We start from the raw sequence: 21,069 nt of genomic DNA, 5'->3' as shown, positions 1-21,069 counted from the left end.
CGCGCCGTTACCAACCGTCAGGTCACCCAGAACAAAGCCGCTCACATCCTCATTAAACGTCACCGTGATCGGGAACGCGCCAGACACAGGGTCGGAAGACGTCGATGTGATCACAAGCGTCGGCGCAACGCCATCATTCTGGATTTGAACAGAATTATTATTCACCCCTGTCGGGTTGATACTGGCGATCGGATTACCCGCCGGATCGGTAACGTTGTTGACCTCATTCAAACCGACCGTGACGGGGCCATTCAGATCTGCTAGGTCGCCGCCCGTCAGAGTCACACGCGCCACAGACGCGCTTATCGGGGTGATCGTCACAGTGGCCGTCGTTCCCGTCACGAGAACATTGGCGATATTCGCCGCACTTACATCGAGGTTTTCGCTGTATGTGAAGATGAATGAGATTGTATCGGCATCCGTCAGCGAGGCCGTCCCTGCATCTGGAACAATACTGACTAAGGTCGGAGCCGCATTGTCGAGCGTATAGCTATCTTCACTCACTCCCCTCGGCGTTTTATCGGTAAAGGCGTTGCCGAACTCATCGACGGGTGTTGTGTTGGCAAAGCCGAGCGTTACATTACCATTCAGATCCGCTAGATCTCCACCCGACGCCTGGACAATAAAGCCGATACTATAGCGATCAACAGACGCGATAGTCGCGGTTGTTCCCGTTAATGTGAAATCTGCTGGAGACAGCGAAAACTCGCCAGTAATACCGCTAAACTGAACATCCCATGCGAGACTATCGGCATTTGTCAGCTGTGCAGCGGGGGCTTGCGTCCCGGAATCAACGCGCGTGATCGAGGCGATCGTCAAGGCTCCATTATTGACGGCATAACTTTCTGTCGCGCCCGTCGCACTTAAGTTTGATAAAGCGTTCCCTGATAAATCTTGAATGTTTTGGCCAGCGGCCAAAGCTAAAGATACGGTCTGTGCTCCGAATCCAGACCCCAGTCCAGCCAGATCACCCCCAGACGCTGTGACATCATAGGTCACTCCACTGCCTGTCACGCCGACCGTTGCTGTGGTTCCCGACACGCTAAAATCGGTGGCATCTAAATTCTGAACGTCCTCGCTAAATGTCACGGCCCAGGTCAGGCTATCCGCATTCGTCTTTTCGCCAAGAGGCGTTTTACGGACAATCGAGGTCAACGTGGGCAGCGTGTTATCATTGGTCAATTGGTAGGTCTGGTTCAACCCCGTCGGCACCGTATTCGTAAGGGCATTAAATCCGATTTGATCGGCAATGTTCTGCCCCGCGGCGAAAGCGAGTCCGACTTGACCATTATAAGAGGCGAGGTCACCCCCACTGGCCGTCACTTGATAAACAGTCGCGCTCTGCATGGTGACGCTGGCGTTGGCTGTCGTGCCCGTGAACTCAAAATCGGTACTGTCGATCAAAGACACTTCTTCATCAAAAGTAACCGTCCAAGTCAGCGTATCTGCATCAGTATTTTCAGTCGCAGGCGTCGTTCGCACGACGGATGTGACGGATGGGGCGGTCAAATCAAGAGGCGGGATAACAATAGTAACGCAATTGGACGATGCGGACTCGCCGAAGTCATTGTTCGCGATTATCTGCAAACTTACCGTCGTCCCCTCTGGAAAAGTGGTGCGGTGCAAAAGTTGTGAAAATGACGTCGTCCCCAAAAATAACCCTGACCCATTCGTCCTCGAACTTGTACAAGCTCCGGCTTTCTCAAACCAAATATTATGAGGAGCTAGAACCGTGTCTGTCGGTCCATTCAGTGGGTTGTTGGTCCAATTGAGTAAGACTTCAGTAAACACGGCGGCATTCGGATCTGGAGAAAGGTTTTTAGCGGGACTGAAAACATATGAGACTTGAAGATTGGATGGCGCGTCAGGAACGCGGCCAATCGTGACCGCACTGGCGTCTGTTGTTGCGGATACTGTAGTCCCCGCATTCCCACCAGCATCTTCATAGGCTGAGATATTTATTGCGACCGCGCCTTCTGTGGTTGAACCGGAAACCGTAATTGCCCCCGACCATGTTGTACCGCTGCCCGTCACCGTCGCTGTTTCCCCCGCGATTGTTACCGTGGGAGCCGCAGCTAAAGGTTCGTCGGCCACGATGGTTGCTGTGATGACGTCCCCGGCTTTGGCTAGGGTTGTGTTTGCGTTATTTGACGCCAGCCCGACAATCAGGACAGGCGCAGTCGCATCATTTACCACTTCAATGCTGTTATCATTTGTTCCGGTTACCGCAGTATTCACGAGAGCATTTCCGGCTTTGTCGGTAATGGTTTGGCCAGGCGCTAAGCTTACCGTTACTGTCCCGTTAAAATTAACTAAATCCCCATTTGCCGTCGACACCTCATAAAAGCTATCGCTCACATTACTAGCGGACTTACTCGCCGTCGACAGTCCAGAGAACACAAAATCAGCGCCATTAGAGTCGAGCGTAACGTCTTCGCTAAACTGAACACCCCAACTGATAGCGTCGTCATCTGTGGGCGACACTTGGCCAGAAAATAAATCAATGCTCGAGACCGTCGGCGCCGTTCTATCCACATCAACAGCGCTGCCGTCGGTTGTTGCGGTCACAGCTGTCGCGGTGTTTCCCGCGGCATCTTTAAATCCGGAGATATTGATGGCGGCGTCGCCTTCAGGGCTAGTACCGTCAACGGTCGAGACCGCTGACCAACTTGTCCCCGATCCTGTGACAGTCGTCCCGCCGCCGTAGATTGTGACAACAGGCGGTGTGTCCAGCGCTTCGTCAGATGTGAAGCTGACTATGATGGCATCACCGTCTTTTGCCTTAGCCGTGTTCGTATTATTGGAGGCGATTGACACAGCGGTGAGTGTCGGAGCGGTTGTATCGGCCGGCATTGTAAAGGAAACGCAATTTGACGGCAGAGAATTGCCGATCGCATTAACCGCGACAATATTAAGACTGCCAGTCGCACCCGGAAGGTAAGCGGGCGGCCCGAACGTCAATGTCTGCGTCTCAGTAGAGGCTATGCCGCCGCCGCCTGTCGCGAGCGCGGAAGGTGTTGTACATGTGGCATCCGTATAAGCGGTACCTGTCTGCTGGAACACGGCAGACCCGTTGCCAGACGTGTCAGGCGCGTTCCATGAAAATGACACGTCCGCGTTATTGTCTGCAAGGGCGACAACGCTCACTAATGCAAGAGACGACGGCGCGTCCGGCACCTGCACCAGTGAATAGGTTTCACTAGTGGCGGGGGCGGCCGTGATGCCAGCATTTCCCGCGAGGTCTTGATAGGCCATGCCGGCAGACGGCGCCAATCCAACCGTTCCGACAAAGTTTGCCAGATCGCCGCCTGAAACCGTCACGTCATATGTTGCCGCTGTGACCTGACTGACTGCTGACACCATCGCCGTTGTTCCGGTGGCCATAAAATCAGCGCTGGATATGCCCGTAACATCTTCGTCAAAGGTCGCCAAGAATGTGAGGCTGTCACTGTTTGTAGTTTGACCCGAGGGCGTCTTACGGGTGAAAGAAGAGATAATTGGTGATGTCGTGTCAGGAACAAACGCACCGCCGTTGACTACAAACGCGGGCAACGTGCCTGCTCCATCGGCGATCGAAAATGCCGCAGAGACTGTGCCGACCGTATCATTGTAACTGAAAGATATATCGCATGGTCCGCCTCCATACGCAGAGTTGCATGCAATCGATTCTACAGACGGCGAGTCTGGCTGTGTAGGTCCGCAACCAGAACCGGAACATGTGCTTGTTATTGCGCTGCCGTGCAGCAAAGATCCCGACACAAAGACCCTCAATATGAGGGCTCTCGAAATGCCTAATTGACCGTAAACTTCAACCCCATCTTGCCCGGGGCCGATAAGTGTGCCGAGGGGACAGGAAAAATTATCGGAGATCGCAGTAGCATTGTCACCATCAAATCTAGTCGCCGGGCAACTGACTTGCGCCTGAGCGCTTTGCGTCGATACCGCTAAGCCCGCGACGGCAAAACACAACGCAATAAAAAGACGAAGACCTTTCATTTGAAAGGCGTGCCTGGCGCCTGCCCCGATTAAGAACGACGTCAGTTGAGTTGGATTTTTCGTACATATCGACATAATACCCCCCGTGCTTCCAGTCATACGTGGAATGCACTTTCGTCCCGCTAGGGTGAGTATGTGGGAATTTTTGGCATTAACAATCACCCGAAAGGGTGGGTGGAAGCGTTTTTTGACGGTTTTAAAGCGTGAGCAAGCAAGAGGTTCTGCAGGTTTCAGAATTTTGCAACAGAGCGTTTAATTTTTTTCCTAAAAGATGTTCGGCCACCTCCAAGTGCGCAGCGTCAGACAGGGTCGGTGTTTGGTGCAGCGATGAGCTAACACCATTTTGCGATCGTTAATTTCCACGACCCAGACGAATAGGGGGGCAAATTTAAGCCCGGCATTGTCAGGGAAACTTTCGTTTGAAGCGATGTGATAGGGTTTGCGCATGACCCAGAACCCGTTCCGGTATTTCAAAACATCTTGGGAAGTCATCCAACTTGCCGTGATGATGTATGTCCGTTTCCCGCTGTCGCTCCGCAATGTCGAAGACCTGCTTCGTGAGCGCGGGATAGACGTCTTCCACGAGAGCATTCGTCTTTGGGTTGACCGATTTGGACCCGTCTTCGCAAAGCAGATACGGGTTAATCGCTCGGCGTATCTGCGCCAGCATACCCAATGGCAGTGGCACCTCGATGAGGTGTTCGTGAAGATCAATGGCCTCCAGCATTACCTATGGCGGGCCGTCGATCACGAAGGGGAGATCCTGAAGTGCTATGTCACCAAGAACCGCGACAAACTCGCGGCTTTACAGTTCTTGAAGAAGGCGATGAAGCGCTACGGTCCACCCCCAATGGTCATTACAGACAAGCTCCGGTCCTAAGGAGCTGCTATGCGCGACATTGGTAATCAGAGCCGTCAGAACACCGAGCAATATGCCAACAACCGAGCCGAGAGTTCACACCGACCGTTCAGGCGACGAGAGCGCGGCATGACCCGCTTCAGGAAGACTTCGACGCTCCAGAAGTTCACCTCTACCCACGCCGTAGTCTACAATCACTTCAACCATCAAAGACATCTCGAAAGCCGGACTCGTTTCAAAGCGATGAGTGATGCATCACTCATTGAATGGCGTGGATTGATCGTGGCGTAGGGGTATAGCTGTTCTTCTCATCAACACGCTACGGCGTTCAGGCTGACAATGCCCGCCGGGTGCGTGGTAGTGGACGCAGTCCGGCGAGAGCTAGTCTCACACTCTAATTCCCTGCTTTACAGGGAATTTACAGGGAAAACCCGCGAAATCGACCGGAATGGCGTCTGATTTCGGGATTATATCCATGCAGAGCGCTGATTTCACGTAGTTATTTAGTGATTTCCCTGCTGAAAATTAACAAGGAAATTGAGCCGGGGTGGCAGGGAACAAGATTAGCAGATCAGGCAATCATGCTGCAGGAAACAGGCTATCGTTTGCAAGAAAAAATCGAATGCCGCCAAGTTTTCAGAGACGTTAGAACGCGGGCCTTATTTATGCGATTATTCTAAAGCGGCGAAACGAGGAGGCGTTCGTCCGGCACTTCCCTTGAGAACCCCTCGCTTAGCCCAGACTCAAATCTGTCTCGTAAGCGCTGACGTCAGACAGATTGCCGTATAGGGGCGGGCTGATTTGTTAGAAATACGGCTGTCGTCGTTTAAGCTGACAATGCTATAAATAGACTATAATCAAAACCCTGCCTTGCCAGCGATATACGCAGATAGGAAAACAGCGTCTACTTTAGAAATTGATTGCGTTTTCCCGTATCTCGGCGCTCAACAATGGAGCTGTAGGCCGATACGCAGAAAGGAACTATATAGCTCAGACCTGTTTTCCAAATATTCAAACGTTCAAGACTAATAATTTTTTCGTATTGATTTATCAAAATCAGGATTGTCCCAACTACCAACGCGACAACTATGGCCCGATTCAGAGTGATCCTGAACACGGATTTTCCATTCATATTCACCTGACATTGCCTCTATAGACAGGCCTGTATGTTTTATCGATCTGCCAAAAATTGAGATCCAAATGCTCCAATGGTCGTTCAGGGTCCGATGGTTCAGCGCCCGTGCGGATGGTTATTGCAATGTCTGCAAGAACTCCGGGGTGAAGTCTGAAATGGCTATGCCTTGCCTTTCCGACAGCGTCTGTAACGATGATAAAATGCACCGATTTCACGCTCCGAAAAACAGCTTTGGATTCAGGAGACATTTCGTCCGGTGTCATCGCGCCAAAGCGAGGCGCGCCTAATAATTTTGCTGCAAAGCCCAACGCATTGTCGTCCGAATTTAGATAAACATTGATCTGCTTAAACCCCAGTCCGAATTCTTCAGCGACAAGCCTTTGTTCCATCACCCCTATATCGATATCCGGTGCTGCGAGAACCAGCGTCGAAATGCGATAAGTGTCCCGCATAGATAGACCGGAGCCCCGCGTTTCGATCAACAATTCACGAAGCGCGGTTGTCGCAATAGAAGCTCCATGGCTATGCGCGATGATCGTGACGTCATCGACGGCTTCTGTCGCAGCGATAATCCGCAACGTTTCTTTGAGATGATAGACCGAGAAGGCCCCGTCCTGTGTGTCAGCGAAATAGCTCAAAATATTGTTACTACCTGTCGGCCAGCTGTAGAGGATTGGGACACCATCCCATCCGGACGCAGCGGTTAATTCCAGTAAGTCAAAGACGCCATGTTCAAAACTGGTATTGAAGCCGTGAACATAAAGAACGACCTTCCCAGTTTCACGGGACAGGAGTTCTTGTGTGAGTCTATCTCGAAAGATACGGCGCGCATTTTCATAACTATTTATCGAGACGCTGTTTCTAATCCGAACGCCGTTTTCAATGGCAAACGGAAGCGGCGTGCCCGGAAACCTGACAAGTTCTTCAGAGGCATTCAGTTCATATTTCGGCACGGAAACACCCTCAGGGTTTCCCGACATGTAATCGTTATAGTCCATGCCACTCATGTTCATTAAGTTTACATGAGCCGTTCCCAGAACCATCGCGTTCGATCGGTCATGTCCATAAATATGGTCGGCGTCAGTGGCTCTATCCGTAACGTATAGCAATGTAGTTAGCTTTTCATCAAAATGACTTGAGCTGGGCGCCGCCATTGTCGCCGTTTTGACCCATGAATTGGGAGAGCCGGCGGGCACGTACGTATGCGAGCAAGCACCAATCAGGATAAACAGAGCGAGAGACGACAAACGGATCATGCGGTAATTTTCTGAGGCCCTTCTAGACCCACAAATCTATCAAGCGACAATACTCCGGGACCGCGGACGATTATCACAAACAGAATAACCGCCCACCAAGCATGACTGCCCCACCAACTATCCGCATCCGGAAAGACCAAAAATTCGATGGTCAAAGTCATGATCAATAAGCCCGTGGCCGCAAGACGTGACGTGAACCCTAAGACCAAAAGAAGAGGTAAGACGATTTCCATGATCCCGGCCATGTTCGCCGCTCTTTCTACGACCCACTGCATGGACGAAGAGTAGGTTCCTTCAGTGACATTCTTGCATAAAACCAATGCGCCGGGACGAGCCTCTTCAGGACAAAAGAACTCATAGAGGAAGAGGTCGTATTTTTCTGCGTTAAACTGAAATAGCCCATTCCATTTCGTCAGACCCGACATGAAGAAAACGCGGGCCACAGCCAATCGCGCAAGTAGCAAAGCCAAGGGTTCCAAGACATTCGCCTTGCGCCCAAACCAAAGGTATCCGGATTTTAAGCTATTAAGGGTTTTCATAAGTATGCGCCTCCTCAAATATTAAGTCAGTGATTAAGCCTGCTGAAACGATGCCCGCGATGAGAACCGCAAGATCAGCGTAAGGGTCGGTTTCAAGAATATTCGAACACGCTTCATTCAAGGTCTTGCGTTGCAGAAGGGTTTGAAGAAATGTGCGGTCTTCTGGCAGGAGAGCTCTGGCTATGACTTCACCCCTAGGTCGCCAGAACATCGTGACCGATAGGCTGTCATCGAGAGTTTGTTGCGCGTCCGGTATATTCCCAGATTTTAATTTGAGCCAAAGAGGGGCAATGTCCCAGCGGGTTTCTACGATCCGCAAGCTGCAATGAAACTCCAGCAAGGCAGTTAACAACTTTTCTTGTGGGACTTCGGCAATTTGGTCGAGTGGCAGTGGCGCTGCATCCGCTGCAAGGTGAGCTTCAAGCCAAGCTCGATCAAGGCGAGCTAAATCTCCAAGCCAGACAAGTTTGTGCTCAGCAACTTGAGCGTCAATGAAGTCAGCGAGCTGACCACCGTATCCCACTAAAGATCTTTGCACGGGCGGATAGTTGTGAATATAAGCTTTTGCCATTTCACTAAAGAAGGCTTCGCCCATGAGAGCTTCTAAACACGGGTAGTTAGAGCGTAGCGCTCCAACCAGTCCAAGCATTCCTGAATTTCTATAGACTAGCGCCCGCTGGCCCGGCGCGGCATTGCATATCATTAGCGGTGCAAGGTCGCTTTGCTCCGCCTGGAACCGCGCATAGCCCGCCATTAAATTTATATGTTTTTCAAGAGGCGTCATCGCGCTCGCTCATACAAGCATCAATCAACGCTTGAGCTTTTTGACGCTCATCTAAGAGAATATCAAATTCAGGGATATTCCCGTCACGTTCGATAAGGACGGGTTTTGGCCCCCAAAGCTTGAGTGCATATTCTAAAAGATTAAATACGGTCGATTTTATCGGCGCATCATGACTATCGATTAGAAAGCTGTCGCCTAGAATCGGGTCGGACGAATACCCTGCAATATGAATTTCGCCAACAAAGTTGGGGGCAATGCGCCTGATATAGTCGTATGGGTCAATAGCGATATTATTCGCGCTCACCCATATATTATTAAGATCGATCAGAAGCCCACATCCGGACCGTTTTGCAACTTGTGTTAAGAACTCCGGTTCATCACATTCACACGCAAAGTTTAGGTAATTTGTCGGATTTTCAAGGAGGATACGGCGGTCAATCGCGTCTTGGAAAGCACTCACACGCGAGGAAAGATGCGCGATAGACTCTTCCGTTCGAGGTAACGGCAGCAAGTCAGCGTGATATTGGCCCTGATGGCTTGAGAATGTCGCATGTTCGGAAACTTGATCTGGTTCAAACCGTTCTATCAGTGATTTGAGAGCCTTTAGATGAGGCGCATCGAATGGACCGAGCCCCCCCAAAGAGGCGCCGACACCATGAAAGCTAAGGGCATGATTGTCCCGGATAGCGTCCAGCCACGCCAATCGCGGACCGCCTGCGACCATATAATTTTCAGGGTGAACCTCGAACCAAATATCATCCACATCTGTCTCAAGCGCGTCCCGATAGTAATCGGGCTTTAAGCCGAGACCGGCACTAGGGGGGAGTGCGGATTGACGTGTCATGGTGTTGGTCCGAGGTTTTGTTCTTTAACCGAAATTAGCGGTCAATTGTGTCAACGGAGGCCGCTCCTGCAGGTGTCACAATATACTCACATGTGCCGCGCGGCGCATATGTCCATGCATTGCCTTGGAAATCAGCGGTAGACGTGCCTTCGCAACTTGTCCCTTTTCCGGCCTTGCAGTCATTTTCGCCAGCTAAAGCGATTCCGTAACATTTATCCTTCCGGCCTTCGAGGCGGTCGCCTTGCTGCCAAGCTGAAAATGCTTGTTGGACACTAGTCGGAGCGCTCTCGGAAAGGGTAAGCTGTGAATTGGGTTTTGCGTATGACGTCGTGGCTGCCGCCGCGAGGCCAAGACCTAGAATGACGGATTTTGAGATGAGTGAGGCGTGGGACATAATAAAGTTCCTTTGAAGTTATCTGCATCGAAACAAAAAGCACTCGATGACGACACTTCGGTAACTTCGAATGTGATCAACTGCCAATCACCTATTGGGAACGGGATATCACAAGAGCGAGAACGGGCCGCGATCAATGGGCGAAATTTTCCTTTGTGAAAATGGCTAGATGCGAAGGTCAGCCTAAATTGATTGAACCCACGGCGTTGCAAGAGGAACTTGCCTTCGCAATGATACGCTAGGGTCGTCACATGGCCCGGAATGGAATTTTCAGGGGAAAGTGTTCCGTCGGCTGAGGTGTGTTAGATTCCAGTCATGATCCCGAACCCGTTTCGTTACTTCAAAACGTCTCGGGAAGTTATCCAACTCGCCGTGATGATGTACGTCCGCTTCCCGCTCTCGTTGAGGAATGTGGAAGACCTGCTGCATGAACGTGGGGTCGACGTCTGCCATGAGAGTATCCGTCTCTGGGTCGACCGGTTCGGTCCCGTCTTCGCAAAGCAGATCGAAGAGCTTGTCTTGAACGGGATTACGGATCTTTTGTCCGATACTTTGCGCATCATAGAGTTGGCAAATCTGAAAGACCTCACGCCAAATCAAGTTTCAAACCTAGGAACCCATGCAGCTGAGCTAACGACACGTCTTACGGACACCGGGCGTGAGACCCAGAGAGCCACCCTCATTGATCTAGTAGAGCGTGTCTGCATTAACCCAACTCAACTGACGCTCCGGCTTCGACGCAACCAACTGCTGACGACCGAAACGCAGGCCCCGCCAGAGACCGATAATGTAGTAGATGCAGTCATCACCTTAGACTATCCGCTTCAACTGAAACGGCGGGGCGTCGAGGCGAAGTTGGTCATTGGCGGACAGGCTCTCGGGGAGCCAGACCAAGAGCTAATCAAGCTGATCGCTATGGGTCGTGAATGGTATGAAGGTCTAAAGTTCGGACGCTATACATCCCAATTGCAAATCGGAGCGGAGCACGGCCTAGATAAAGCTGACGTCAGCCGCATCCTGAACCTCGCATTTATGTCTCCCAAGATTGTTAGCGAGATTGTAGCCGGACGTCATCCCATCGAGATGACGGTCAAGTCCCTCAAGGCATCCGCAGGAAAGCTCCCTGCATGCTGGAATGACCAAGCGATTCTCTTCGGCGTCTCCGCTTAACCCACTATCCTCTCAGCACCTGCTGCTAAACGAGTTGATCCTAAAATCAGTGATCTGAGACGCCTCGCCAAATGGCTCGGATATCGACCCTTTTCGCTCCTCTCTGAGCGTCTCTTATAGTCCAGTATCGGGCTAAACCCCCGTTAGTAGGGGCTATTCTCACTGTCCGTGAATTGATCGCCGAAAGCGCCAGGTGCGTGGTAGTCGGGGAGACACACAAACCCAGCACCAAGAGATGACTTCTAACCCACTGAAACTACGCTAGGAATTCAGTTAAAATTTTCAGCAGAGACCAATTTAAGGGCGAATCAAAGAAAACCTGAGTCTCTGTAATCATCTCGAACAAAAAATGAGATACGAGCGGCCTAATTTGCACATGACTCTCTGCATCATTAATCAAAATAACTAATAAAAACAGTGACTTGTTGGTAGGGGGAGAGGGACTTGAACCCCCAACCAACCCGTTATGAGCGGGTGGCTCTAACCAGTTGAGCTATCCCCCCACGGCCCTCGCTCTTGTGAGGATGCACGCCGTTAGGCCAGCAGCCGTCTAACGCAGTCCGCCCAGCCGTCCAAGAGGGAGTTGCGGGTCTTTTGTAGCATATTTGGCTCAAATAGACGGTCGCGGTTCCACAGGGTCGCGAGATCATCCAGCCCGCCCACCATACCGACCCCAATCATAGCGAGATAGGCCGCGCCCATGGCTGTGGTTTCGAGGATTTGTGGGCGCTCGACAGGCAGGTTCAGCACATCCGCCAAATGCCCGACCATCCAATCATTGGCCACCATGCCGCCATCAACGCGTAATGACTTCGGATGCGCCCCGTCATTGGCCATCGCGGCGAACAAGTCATGGGTTTGGTAGACCACGCTCTCCACTGTGGCGCGCACGACATGTTTGCGACCCGTATCACGCGTTAGCCCGAATAGCGCGCCGCGCACGTCAGGGTCCCAATAGGGTGCGCCCAGACCGGTAAAAGCCGGGACCAGATAAACGCCGTGATTACCCTCCAGCCCTTCGCAAATGGCCTGCGTCTCCGACGCGTGATCGATCAATTTCATTTCATCGCGCAGCCATTGTACGCCTGCGCCCGCAATAAAGATCGAGCCTTCGAGCGCGTAAGACGTCTGTCCATTGATCCGGTAAGCAATGGTCGAGAGCAGTTTGTTTTTCGAGCTCAGGCAATTTTCGCCCGTGTTCAAAATCACGAAACAGCCCGTGCCATAAGTTGATTTAATATCGCCACGTTACACGCAAAGCTGTCCGATTGCGGCGGCCTGCTGGTCGCCCGCGACACCGCAGATGGGGATGCCGTCCCATGATCCGTAATCGGCAACACAATCGCGCACATCCGGCAATCCGGCCGCGGGCACGCCAAATAGCGCGAGCAATTCCGGGTCCCACGCATTGCCCCGAATATTAAATAGGTTGGTGCGCGAAGCGTTTGTTGCGTCGGTCGCGTGGACTTCGCCGCCTGTGAGTCGCCAAATCAGGAAACTATCGACCGTACCAAAGCATAGCTCGCCACGTTCAGCCCGCATGCGTGCGCCGTCAACATGATCCAAAATCCACGCAATTTTGGTCGCACTAAAATAGGGATCATGCAGCAGGCCTGTCTTGGCTTGTAGCTGCGCCGCGGGCATCGCGCCCGCGAGCTGGCGGCAACGCGCCGCCGTACGGCGGTCCTGCCAAACAATGGCATTGTAAAGGCATTCGCCCGTGGCGCGGTCCCACACCAACGTCGTTTCCCGTTGATTGGTGATGCCAATGGCAATGGGAGCGTGATCGTTCTCGCCGCACCAAGCGCGGCACGCGCTCAAGGTGGCCTTTATTGTGGTCCAGATTGCCTCAGGATCATGTTCAACCCAACCGTCTTGTGGATAGAGCTGCGGGAACTCTTGCTGCTCGGCATGCAAAATAACGCCCTCAGCACTGACGACAAGCGTTCTGGAACTGGTCGTTCCCTGGTCGATAGAAAGGATAACGTCGGACATGCCCCTTCCTACCGCGCCAATCCCGTGCGGCAAGCGTCTCTTTATTCCGGAGACTTTTTATTGCTCCGGCGCTTTATTGCGCTGATCTCCGGCAGCGGCTACGCGCACGCTATGGACGGATGGCCAATACCATTGTGGGGATTTGTGGCGACCTATGCGGGTCTAAGCGCGATCATTATTGCGCGCTATTTTGCCATTGTCGCGCCGATCCATTGGGCTTTGTGGCAGCGGACGCCCGCGCCGAATAAAATATACTATGCGAGACGCCTGTCCAAACGCGACCCGACGCGCGCGACCATCACCAATGAAATTCGTCTCTCAGTCATTAGCGGGTTCATCTATGCCTTGCCTGCCGCGATTGTCTTGGAAATGTGGAAAGCGGGCGGATCAGCGATTTATGGCGGATTGCCCGTCGGGCTGGGCGCATGGCTTTGGCTGCCGGCCAGCGCCGTGCTCTACCTGTTTGCGCAAGACAGTTGGTTCTATGCCACGCACCGATTCATGCACCATCCAAAACTCTTCAAACACACGCATGCGGGCCATCACCGTAGTGTTCAGCCCACCCCGTGGGCCAGCTTTTCTTTTGATCCAATTGAAGCCGTAAGCTCCGCCTGGTTGCTGCCGGTCATGGCCTTATTTGTGCCGATTCATTGGGCCACCGCGCTCGTCATTCTAATGCTGATGACGATCAATTCCGTCTTTAATCATGCGGGTTGGGAAGTGTATCCCCAACGCTGGATCGAGGGCTGGTGGGGCCGTCACATTATTACGGCCAGCCACCACAACCTGCATCATACGAATTTCAAAGGGAATTACGGGCTTTATTTTCGGTTCTGGGATAAGGTCTGTGGGACGGACCGGGGCTTGGTGAAAGCGGGGCCGGTCGCCCCAATCAACGCCCCGCCGATTGAGACTAAGTCTGCGGTGGCCGTGGCACAAAACTCGATGTCCGTTCGACATAGTCGCGGTAAGCCGGACGTTTTTTGAGTTTGCGTTCCAGCAAATCGCGACCTGAAACGCGCATCAGCAGCGTCGTCATGATCAGCGGGCCGACAATCGACGCCCAACCCCATGGCACGGAACAGGCGGCGACAAATATGCCCCACCAGAGCAAAGCATTGCCGAAATAATTTGGATGACGCGTCCACGCCCACAGGCCCGTGTCGAGCACAGGTTTATCCTCATACGGCCCGTCATAATCCGCGTTCTTCTTGAGGAAGGAGACGAGTTGCGCATCGCCAATGGCTTCGAACAAGACGCCCGCGATCCACATCAGCGCGCCGATTATCGCCAGCACACCGATCTCTGTTGTTTTGCCGTTGGCAAAAGCGACCCACACCGGGGCTGACACGATCAAGATGAGCACGCCCTGACCCCAGTAGATTGAGAATAACGCGCGCAGACGCCATGTCATTTCCGCGAGTCCGGAGCGTTTACGCATCGCGATATAACGCCCGTCTTCGCCGTGACCCAGATTCCGTTTGGCCAAATATAGCGTGAGCCGGAGCCCCCACACGATCGGCATAAGGCCCATGAGCAACAGATAGGGTGAGGGTATGATGTCAAAGCGTCCGCTCGCGAGATAGAGGCACGTCAGGCCAACAAGGGAAAAACCAAAGCCCCAGAAAATATCGATGATCGAGGCGTCGCGCGCCAGCACGCTTATCAGCCAGACGAGGGTCACGGCGCCAAAAATAACAACGGCAATGTGGATGAGATAGATAAGTGCGATCATGAAACCCGCTTAGCACGAGACGTCATGACGCTGTAAAGGCCTGTTCTTGTTCCGGCGCACGCCGAAACGCGCGCTAAATCTTATTGCGAATAATGCGACGCCGTTCGACCGAACTTGGGATCGCCAAAGCGTCACGGTATTTCGCGACAGTACGCCGGGCGATGTCTACGCCATGACCGCGAAGTAACTCCACGATCCGGTCATCGGACTTGACGCTTTTGACATCTGTTTCTTCTTCGATCAGCGTTTGAATGCGGTGCCGCACTGACTCCGCACTATGGCCTTCTCCGCCCGAGGTGGACGGGATCGACGCCGTGAAAAAGAACTTAAGCTCGACCGTTCCGCGCGGTGTTGCCATGAATTTCCCGGACGTGACGCGGCTGACCGTGCTTTCGTGCATTTCAATCGCCTCGCTCACATCTTTGAGCTTAAGCGGGCGCATGTGATCGACGCCAAAGGCAAAAAATGCATCCTGTTGGCGCACGATCTCGGACGCAACTTTCAAAATGGTTCGCGCGCGTTGATCGAGGCTTTTAACCAGCCAACTGGCGGTTTGATGACATTCAGAAAGGAATTCACGCGCTTGTTCATTGTCGCCCGACGCGGCTTTAATTTCGCGGTAATAGCGTTTGTTGACCAGCACACGCGGTAAGGTGTCGCTATTTAATTCGACGGCCCACCCACCGGTTGGGGTTTCGCGCACGAAGACGTCAGGTTCCAGGCCCGAAATCGCACCGCCGCCATAGGCCATACCCGGCTTGGGGCTAAGCGTTCGCAAATGCAGCACTCGCGCTTTCAGATCATCAAGCTCGATTCCACATAATTTCGCCAGCTTCGGGAAATCATGCCGCGCCAACAGCTCAAGATTATCGAGCAGAATTTCATTGGCTTTATCCAGACGGTCTGTCTCGGCCAGTTGCATCGCCAAACACTCAGATAAAGACCGGGCGAAGACGCCGGTGGGTTCCATCGTTTGCAACTGCGTAATGACAGAACTGATCCGCGCGGCAGACACCCCCAAAGACAAGGCCAAAGCCTCGGTCTCGTCACGCAGGTAGCCCGCATCATCGAGCAAGCCGAGCAGATAATCTGCGACCGGACGATCCGCCGCCGAGAGATTAAGATGCGCAAATTGTTCGCGTAAGTGATCCTGTAACGTCAGTTCGGCGACCGCATTGGCGCCAATATCAAACCCTTCGGACATAGATCCGCCGGAGCTCGCGCCTTTGGAAAAATCAATCGTGCCCCCGACATCCGCCCCTTGGTTGGTCATGGCTTCACCCGGGCTGTGGTCGGTTGTGCAATGTGAGGGCGCGTCAAGGTCGGATTCCGCCGCACCAGGAACATCCATTTGCAGGCTGGCATCCGGTGTTGGTGCGTCGGACACATCTTCGCCGCGACGGTTTTCTTCCCCCGTGCCGCGTTCCAACAGCGGGTTCTTTTCCATTTGCTCTTCGACGAACGCGGCCAATTCAATATTGGACAATTGCAACAGCTTAATCGCTTGTTGCAATTGTGGCGTCATCGCCAGACTTTGCGTTTGCCTTGCGACAATTCTTGGGGCTAGCGCCATTGCTCCACCTTTATTCCACGCACCATGCCAATCTCATCATCGGACCAGCTTGGGACGGTGGAATAGGGGAAAAGCCTTAGGGTCGGCCTAAGGGATAGGGTTAGCAAAGGGTTAGAAGAGGTCCCCATCTCGCAGGGCCCGGTGTGTGCGCTCCAGATCTAGCAGTCGGGCCTTGCGCTCTATCCCGCCGGCGTAGCCGCCAAGACCGCCTCCCGTCGCGATGACACGGTGACAGGGGATAACAATGGCGAGACCGTTCGACCCATTCGCCGAGGCCACAGCCCGGACGGCTTTGTCATTACCGATGGCGGTGGCCAGTTCGGCGTAACTCCATGTTTCACCGTAAGGGATGGTTTGCAGCGCGTCCCAGACACCGTCCTGAAATTCAGTCCCAGTTGTTTCGATCGCAACCGAGAAACTCTGACATGTCCCCGCAAAATAATCGTCCATTTCTTGTCGGATTATCTCTGTGATCGCTGTCGTTCCCGGCACAATGGCACGGCCGTGAATCCGCCGAAGCCGTTCAAATTGGCGCGGGAGTTTCACTCGGTCGACAAATTCAATCAGGTAGAGCGCGCGATCATCGGTCACGACCACCATGCGGCCTTCCGCTGTGTCCAACCAGTCCACAAAGAGCGGGTCCGCTTGGCCTTTCGCGGGCGCCGCCCCAAACGTCTTGGCGTAAGCCGCGCGAAATCCGGATGCGCTTTCAAAGCCTGCGTCCAGCTGCGCATCAATCACGCTGGCTCCGCCTGCCATAGCTTTGGCCGCCAATCCGAGCCGTCTCAGGCGGGCATATTCCGCGACACTCATGCCGAGCCTCTGTTTGAATTTTCGTCGCGCCGTTGACGGATCAATCCCCGCCCGTTTCAGCGCCGCCTCATCGACTCGGCCATCTTCATTATCTTCGACCAGCGCGATCACGGCGAGCATCAAGGCGTGGTCTTCGCCCGACGGATGACAGCGTTTACACGCCCGATAGCCCGCCCGGAGGGCCGCCTCAGGGCTTTCGTAAAATTCGCAATTCTCAAATTTCGGCATGCGCGCCGGACATCCGGGACGACAGAATACTCCCGTGGTTCGGACCCCCATGATGACCCCGGGGAAATCAGTTCGGGTCAGGAAAGCCTGATATATTTCGTGGTCGTTTGGCATTAACATACCCCTCCCTACCATGTCGCCACACGGCCCGCCGCCGAAAATCGGGCATTGTTGTTTAGCATTGTTGTTTTAGCTCTAAGTCTTTAGGTCGCGCCAATGACAAATCATCTCCATAAAAACGACTTGCCCGATGGGCTGGATTTTGGGCGCGCGGTCGCCATTGATACAGAAACGCAAGGCCTGTCCCTCGTGCGCGATAAGCTCTGTCTTGTGCAGCTATCGTCCGGCGACGGCGACGCACATATCGTGCAGATGGACAGGAACGCTTACGATGCACCGAACCTAAAAGCCTTATTGCTCAATCAGGACGTCACCAAGATTTTCCATTTTGGCCGTTTTGACGTCGCCATCATGCAGCGGGATCTGGGCGTCGACACGCATAATATCTTCTGCACTAAAATCGCCTCTGGCCTGGTTCGGACTTATACGGATCGCCACGGCCTAAAAGATATTTGCAAGGAATTGCTCGGCGTTGATCTCTCCAAGCAACAACAGAGCAGCGATTGGGCCGCAGACGAACTTACCGACGCGCAATTGAGCTACGCGGCGTCTGATGTGCTTTATTTGCACCAGTTACGGACTATCCTGACGGCGCGCCTTGTGCGCGAAGGTCGCCTCGACGTGGCGCAAAGTTGCTTTGACTTCCTCAACACCCGCTGCCGCCTTGACCTGCTTGGGTGGAACGATGTTGATATCTTCAGCCACCGCATGCGCCGGCCTGATTAAACGCTATGTTGGCGACTGTGAGCTCTGCTGGCTAAGATCCCGTAGCATTAAGACCGTCCGGTAATTGCGTGCTGTCGCGGGAACGCCCAGTTTCGCCTCGGCCCGGGCCGCGAGTTTTGACCGCCCAATCCCATCCGGCGCGTACAGATAGAACGCTGTTCCGTTCAATTCGAACCGCTCTTTGCTGGTCTTTATAGTATCAAGCGCTGTGATGTCTGGCGCCGTTGGCGCGGCAGACATGAAATAGACATGGACAGTTTTCGGGTCTGCTTCGGCGGCCTCACCATAAGGGTTGGCGGCGATAACAGCGTCCAACCTAGCCTGTGTCAGCGTCAAAATGTGTGGCCGAAAGCCAAAACTTTCCTCTATCGCCCTTGCAATATTCTGCGATATCACATCCGGATCATCCTCTGCAGATCGGAACAGGCAATTTCCGCTTTGGATATAGGTTTGAACGTCCGCGTAGCCCATCCCGCTGAGCAAGTCCCGCAGGCTAGCCATGGGAAGCTTGTTTCGTCCCCCGACATTTATACCCCGGAGCAAACTGATAAAAAGCGTCATGACCCTATGCTAGCTGACGGCTGTCCAAAAGAGAATGCCGTTCCAGTTCACGCAATTCCCGCCTGAAAGGCATGGGTCTCAGCATTGCTACACAGCAGCAGGCGCATAGCGGTTCCGCAGCCGCCAGCGCGGCCTTTGAGTGCCGAACGGCGACATCGCGCGCGGCGTTCCAGCTCATCCAGATAAAGATGACCATGCGTGTCGATCAACGGATCGCCCGGATGGATCTTCGTCACATGGCCGCAGCCGCTACAGATCATTTCAATCCGTTCTGGCGGACTGAGGTCGGACAGTTGCAGGTGTGTCTTCCAGCTCATTGAGCATCCTCCCAAAAATCCTCGGCTTCGGGCACGCGCGTAAAGGCAATTTTACCGCCTGCATTTCCGCCCGGCGGCGGCGACCACGGCCCGACCGTAATCAAGGACCGGTTCGCCGCCAGATTGACCTGATCGATAGTGGCTGTGATCTGTTCCCAGCGTTTGCGGTCTGGGTCATCGCCGATCCAGAAGTCGAGCTGGCGCGAACCTTCCGGCACAAGACCTGAAAAACTGACCATAATATTGGCGATATTCACAGACGGCAGTCTCGCCAAATGCGCGGCCAGCGGCTGCCACATACGGTCCAACGCTTTGAGGCACGTCCGGTCGTCATTGGCGCTATGCAGCGCGATCTTGTCAGCCCAACGTTTCGGCTCTGCCCCCGGGCGGATACGGATTTTCGCACTGACATACAGCGTGTTGGCGTAGAACCCTTCGCGCCGCAGCCGGCGCGCGGCCTTTGTCAGCAACATGCGCGCGCACCCGTAAGGCGCGTCCGTGCCGCGCCATTTCGCGGGCAGCACGCGACTATGACCGATCATACTGCGCGTTGATTTCTGCGTAATAACCTCATGGCCTTGCATCGCGTACCAAAATCGTTCGCCCGCGACATTGCCCCAAATGTGTCGCAATTGCTTGGGTGAGGTCGCGAGCAAACCTGCCATGTCCGTGATTCCGGCCGCGTCCAAACGACGGGTCATGCCCGACCCAATCCCCGGCACCCCGCCGAGCGGAATATGCAGCATCGCGGCGGGTAAATCTTCGGGCCGCCAGATCGTCGCCCCATCCGGTTTATCCTGTTTACACGCGATTTTGGCGAGATGGCCATTCGGTGCAAACCCGATCGACGCGGTGATATGCGGACCAATCCCCGCTGCGAGGGCCCGTTTTATACGGTGCGCCGTGCCCAGTGGATCAGCAATCTGCGCCGGCGATAGCGGACACGACAGCTCATCAATCGACATAACCTTGCCAATCGGCAGCACCGACTTAATCGAGGCCTGCGCCCCGTGGTGCATTTCGCGATAGAAAGCCGGATCTTGGTCGACGAATATAATATCCGGACAGATTTCCCGCGCCTCTTTTTGGCTGGAGACATTGCGCACCCCCGCCCGTTTTGCCTCTCGCGAGGCCGCGATGACAGCGCCAAAACCTGAACTCGCATTCCCCGTCGTCGGCGTAATGCCGATGGGACGCCCGCGTAACGCCGGGTCACGCTGTTGTTCGCAGCTCGCAAAAAAGCTGTCGAAATCCAGATAGAGATGTTCAATCGTGTCAGGCTTGCGCACAGCGCTTCATCCCATTCATAAATCTGCCGCCCCGACACAGCGGCCCCATTTTGGCCCCGTCGAAGCGCCGCCCGTCTGGCCGCTCAAGCACTAGAACATAAAGTGAACATACAAAGAAAGGACTATTTTGGCTATTATATACTTAAGAAAGCAGAATAATGCAGTCGCTAAAGAAAGACGATAAAAACCAAGAGGTTGTTGTTACTCAGGCGATGATTGAGGCGGGAGTTGACGTTTTGACTTACCACTTGCCCGACGCTTTGGACGGGTGGCCAGCTTCCTCGCTGGAGCGCATCGTAAAACTGGTCTATGATGACATGGTCGCGAAGATTTAGCGATCACATCTAACCATAGACCGCCAGCATAGTTCTCAATAGCGATTAAGTCGCCGCGCAAGTCACGCCATATTGAGTCCATAGGGTTCTGGGTGGATCTCTTGACGGCCCTTGGTTGGGAGGTTGCGTCATTAGGGCGTAGACCGCCATTCATTGGGTATACTTGGACGTGGGTGGCAATGTTTCTTTGGACGGCGAGATCATCCATCATCGTGCAGGCCCATAGAATGGACCTTCGGACACTTTGTGTATGTGTCTTAGTGTCCTTAGCTAGGCTTTTAAGAAGGTTACGTTGGGTGGTATCGTTTTGAATTGAGTGCCACATACTTAATGCGGCCTCGTGTTCAACGTCCAGTAAGGCCCAAAAAACGAAAAAGAGTGAGCCTTGAGCGGCGTTCCA

16 protein-coding genes, 1 tRNA gene and 3 pseudogenes are annotated in these 21,069 nt (G+C 53.6%); 5 read left to right on the top strand and 15 right to left on the bottom strand.

Annotated features, from left to right (window positions below; all coding sequences use genetic code 11):
- Positions 1 to 3,552, bottom strand: a 3,552-nt coding sequence (locus IE105_RS04160) for a beta strand repeat-containing protein (protein WP_189495711.1), incomplete at its 3' end; no start/stop codon positions are given.
- Positions 3,553 to 4,441: 889 nt separating this feature from the next.
- Here IE105_RS04160 and IE105_RS04155 point away from each other — a divergent pair.
- Positions 4,442 to 5,146 (top strand): annotated as a pseudogene (locus IE105_RS04155) (IS6 family transposase).
- 613 nt (positions 5,147 to 5,759) lie between these two features.
- Here IE105_RS04155 and nrtS read toward each other — a convergent pair.
- From nrtS to IE105_RS04125, 6 genes are all read right to left on the bottom strand, one after another.
- On the bottom strand, positions 5,760 to 5,987 hold the full coding sequence (gene nrtS, locus IE105_RS15625; protein ID WP_189495709.1) for a nitrate/nitrite transporter NrtS: 228 nt from the start codon (positions 5,985 to 5,987) through the stop codon (positions 5,760 to 5,762).
- A gap of 2 nt (positions 5,988 to 5,989) precedes the next feature.
- Positions 5,990 to 6,988 carry an alpha/beta hydrolase gene (locus IE105_RS04145; protein WP_189495707.1) on the bottom strand — a complete coding sequence of 333 codons (999 nt, stop codon included), beginning with the start codon at positions 6,986 to 6,988 and terminating at the stop codon, positions 5,990 to 5,992.
- A 254-nt stretch (positions 6,989 to 7,242) separates the two neighbouring features.
- Positions 7,243 to 7,785 (bottom strand): DoxX family protein, encoded by a 543-nt coding sequence (locus IE105_RS04140; RefSeq protein ID WP_189495705.1) that lies wholly within the window; start codon positions 7,783 to 7,785, stop codon positions 7,243 to 7,245.
- Positions 7,772 to 8,569 (bottom strand): HvfC/BufC N-terminal domain-containing protein, encoded by a 798-nt coding sequence (locus IE105_RS04135; protein WP_189495703.1) that lies wholly within the window; start codon positions 8,567 to 8,569, stop codon positions 7,772 to 7,774. Before IE105_RS04135 ends, IE105_RS04140 begins: the two co-directional genes overlap by 14 nt.
- Entirely contained in the window at positions 8,556 to 9,413 is an 858-nt protein-coding gene (gene bufB, locus IE105_RS04130; protein ID WP_189495701.1) for an MNIO family bufferin maturase, read from the bottom strand. Before bufB ends, IE105_RS04135 begins: the two co-directional genes overlap by 14 nt.
- A 34-nt stretch (positions 9,414 to 9,447) precedes the next feature.
- Positions 9,448 to 9,807 carry a BufA1 family periplasmic bufferin-type metallophore gene (locus tag IE105_RS04125; protein WP_189495699.1) on the bottom strand — a complete coding sequence of 120 codons (360 nt, stop codon included), beginning with the start codon at positions 9,805 to 9,807 and terminating at the stop codon, positions 9,448 to 9,450.
- A gap of 315 nt (positions 9,808 to 10,122) precedes the next feature.
- On the opposite strand from IE105_RS04125, the pseudogene IE105_RS04120 reads away from it, so the two are divergent.
- Positions 10,123 to 10,305 (top strand): annotated as a pseudogene (locus tag IE105_RS04120) (IS6 family transposase); the annotation flags it as partial.
- 1,098 nt (positions 10,306 to 11,403) lie between these two features.
- Here IE105_RS04120 and IE105_RS04115 read toward each other — a convergent pair.
- Together IE105_RS04115 and glpK are read right to left on the bottom strand one after the other, a co-directional pair.
- Positions 11,404 to 11,480: transfer RNA gene (locus tag IE105_RS04115), tRNA-Ile, on the bottom strand.
- A 31-nt stretch (positions 11,481 to 11,511) separates the two neighbouring features.
- Positions 11,512 to 12,972, bottom strand: a pseudogene (glpK, locus tag IE105_RS15620) (glycerol kinase GlpK).
- Between the two features lie 111 nt (positions 12,973 to 13,083).
- Here glpK and IE105_RS04105 point away from each other — a divergent pair.
- Entirely contained in the window at positions 13,084 to 13,959 is an 876-nt protein-coding gene (locus IE105_RS04105; RefSeq protein ID WP_189495697.1) for a sterol desaturase family protein, read from the top strand.
- Here the strand turns inward: IE105_RS04105 and IE105_RS04100 are convergent.
- The 3 genes from IE105_RS04100 to IE105_RS04090 all read right to left on the bottom strand — a co-directional run bounded on the left by IE105_RS04100 (position 13,886) and on the right by IE105_RS04090 (position 17,435).
- Positions 13,886 to 14,707 carry a DUF1295 domain-containing protein gene (locus IE105_RS04100; RefSeq protein WP_189495695.1) on the bottom strand — a complete coding sequence of 274 codons (822 nt, stop codon included), beginning with the start codon at positions 14,705 to 14,707 and terminating at the stop codon, positions 13,886 to 13,888. The two genes, IE105_RS04105 and IE105_RS04100, sit on opposite strands and share 74 nt — an antisense overlap.
- Before the next feature lie 73 nt (positions 14,708 to 14,780).
- On the bottom strand, positions 14,781 to 16,280 hold the full coding sequence (rpoN, locus tag IE105_RS04095) for an RNA polymerase factor sigma-54 (protein WP_189495693.1): 1,500 nt from the start codon (positions 16,278 to 16,280) through the stop codon (positions 14,781 to 14,783).
- Positions 16,281 to 16,391: 111 nt separating this feature from the next.
- Complete coding sequence (locus IE105_RS04090) at positions 16,392 to 17,435, bottom strand: bifunctional transcriptional activator/DNA repair enzyme AdaA (protein WP_233353977.1); 1,044 nt, start codon at positions 17,433 to 17,435, stop codon at positions 16,392 to 16,394.
- A 102-nt stretch (positions 17,436 to 17,537) separates the two neighbouring features.
- Here IE105_RS04090 and IE105_RS04085 point away from each other — a divergent pair, with 102 nt between their 5' ends.
- Positions 17,538 to 18,167, top strand: coding sequence for a ribonuclease D (locus tag IE105_RS04085; protein WP_189495689.1), 630 nt, complete (start codon positions 17,538 to 17,540; stop codon positions 18,165 to 18,167).
- A gap of 3 nt (positions 18,168 to 18,170) precedes the next feature.
- Here IE105_RS04085 and IE105_RS04080 read toward each other — a convergent pair whose 3' ends face one another.
- From IE105_RS04080 to IE105_RS04070, 3 genes are read right to left on the bottom strand one after another with little or no spacing between them, the layout of a single operon-like run.
- Positions 18,171 to 18,728 (bottom strand): DUF1697 domain-containing protein, encoded by a 558-nt coding sequence (locus IE105_RS04080; protein ID WP_189495687.1) that lies wholly within the window; start codon positions 18,726 to 18,728, stop codon positions 18,171 to 18,173.
- 47 nt (positions 18,729 to 18,775) lie between these two features.
- On the bottom strand, positions 18,776 to 19,045 hold the full coding sequence (locus IE105_RS04075; RefSeq protein WP_189495685.1) for a single stranded DNA-binding domain-containing protein: 270 nt from the start codon (positions 19,043 to 19,045) through the stop codon (positions 18,776 to 18,778).
- On the bottom strand, positions 19,042 to 20,334 hold the full coding sequence (locus IE105_RS04070; RefSeq protein WP_189495683.1) for a Y-family DNA polymerase: 1,293 nt from the start codon (positions 20,332 to 20,334) through the stop codon (positions 19,042 to 19,044). The genes IE105_RS04075 and IE105_RS04070 overlap by 4 nt, the downstream gene beginning before the upstream one ends.
- A 158-nt stretch (positions 20,335 to 20,492) precedes the next feature.
- On the opposite strand from IE105_RS04070, the gene IE105_RS04065 reads away from it, so the two are divergent.
- A complete protein-coding gene (locus IE105_RS04065; protein ID WP_189495681.1) occupies positions 20,493 to 20,669 on the top strand; it encodes a hypothetical protein in 177 nt (58 codons plus the stop codon).
- The last annotated feature ends 400 nt before the right edge of the window (positions 20,670 to 21,069 follow it).

The organism is Algimonas arctica (genome assembly GCF_014652695.1).
In the GTDB taxonomy this organism is placed as follows: domain Bacteria; phylum Pseudomonadota; class Alphaproteobacteria; order Caulobacterales; family Maricaulaceae; genus Litorimonas; species Litorimonas arctica.
This window is presented reverse-complemented; position numbering and strand designations above follow the sequence as displayed.

Coding starts and splice junctions, on each gene's coding strand:
- nrtS (WP_189495709.1), bottom strand. CDS start 5,987: ATGAATGGAAAATCCGTGTTCAGGATCACTCTGAATCGGGCCATAGTT.
- IE105_RS04145 (WP_189495707.1), bottom strand. CDS start 6,988: ATGGACTATAACGATTACATGTCGGGAAACCCTGAGGGTGTTTCCGTG.
- IE105_RS04140 (WP_189495705.1), bottom strand. CDS start 7,785: ATGAAAACCCTTAATAGCTTAAAATCCGGATACCTTTGGTTTGGGCGC.
- IE105_RS04135 (WP_189495703.1), bottom strand. CDS start 8,569: ATGACGCCTCTTGAAAAACATATAAATTTAATGGCGGGCTATGCGCGG.
- bufB (WP_189495701.1), bottom strand. CDS start 9,413: ATGACACGTCAATCCGCACTCCCCCCTAGTGCCGGTCTCGGCTTAAAG.
- IE105_RS04125 (WP_189495699.1), bottom strand. CDS start 9,807: ATGTCCCACGCCTCACTCATCTCAAAATCCGTCATTCTAGGTCTTGGC.
- IE105_RS04105 (WP_189495697.1), top strand. CDS start 13,084: ATGGACGGATGGCCAATACCATTGTGGGGATTTGTGGCGACCTATGCG.
- IE105_RS04100 (WP_189495695.1), bottom strand. CDS start 14,707: ATGATCGCACTTATCTATCTCATCCACATTGCCGTTGTTATTTTTGGC.
- rpoN (WP_189495693.1), bottom strand. CDS start 16,280: ATGGCGCTAGCCCCAAGAATTGTCGCAAGGCAAACGCAAAGTCTGGCG.
- IE105_RS04090 (WP_233353977.1), bottom strand. CDS start 17,435: ATGCCAAACGACCACGAAATATATCAGGCTTTCCTGACCCGAACTGAT.
- IE105_RS04085 (WP_189495689.1), top strand. CDS start 17,538: ATGACAAATCATCTCCATAAAAACGACTTGCCCGATGGGCTGGATTTT.
- IE105_RS04080 (WP_189495687.1), bottom strand. CDS start 18,728: ATGACGCTTTTTATCAGTTTGCTCCGGGGTATAAATGTCGGGGGACGA.
- IE105_RS04075 (WP_189495685.1), bottom strand. CDS start 19,045: ATGAGCTGGAAGACACACCTGCAACTGTCCGACCTCAGTCCGCCAGAA.
- IE105_RS04065 (WP_189495681.1), top strand. CDS start 20,493: ATGCAGTCGCTAAAGAAAGACGATAAAAACCAAGAGGTTGTTGTTACT.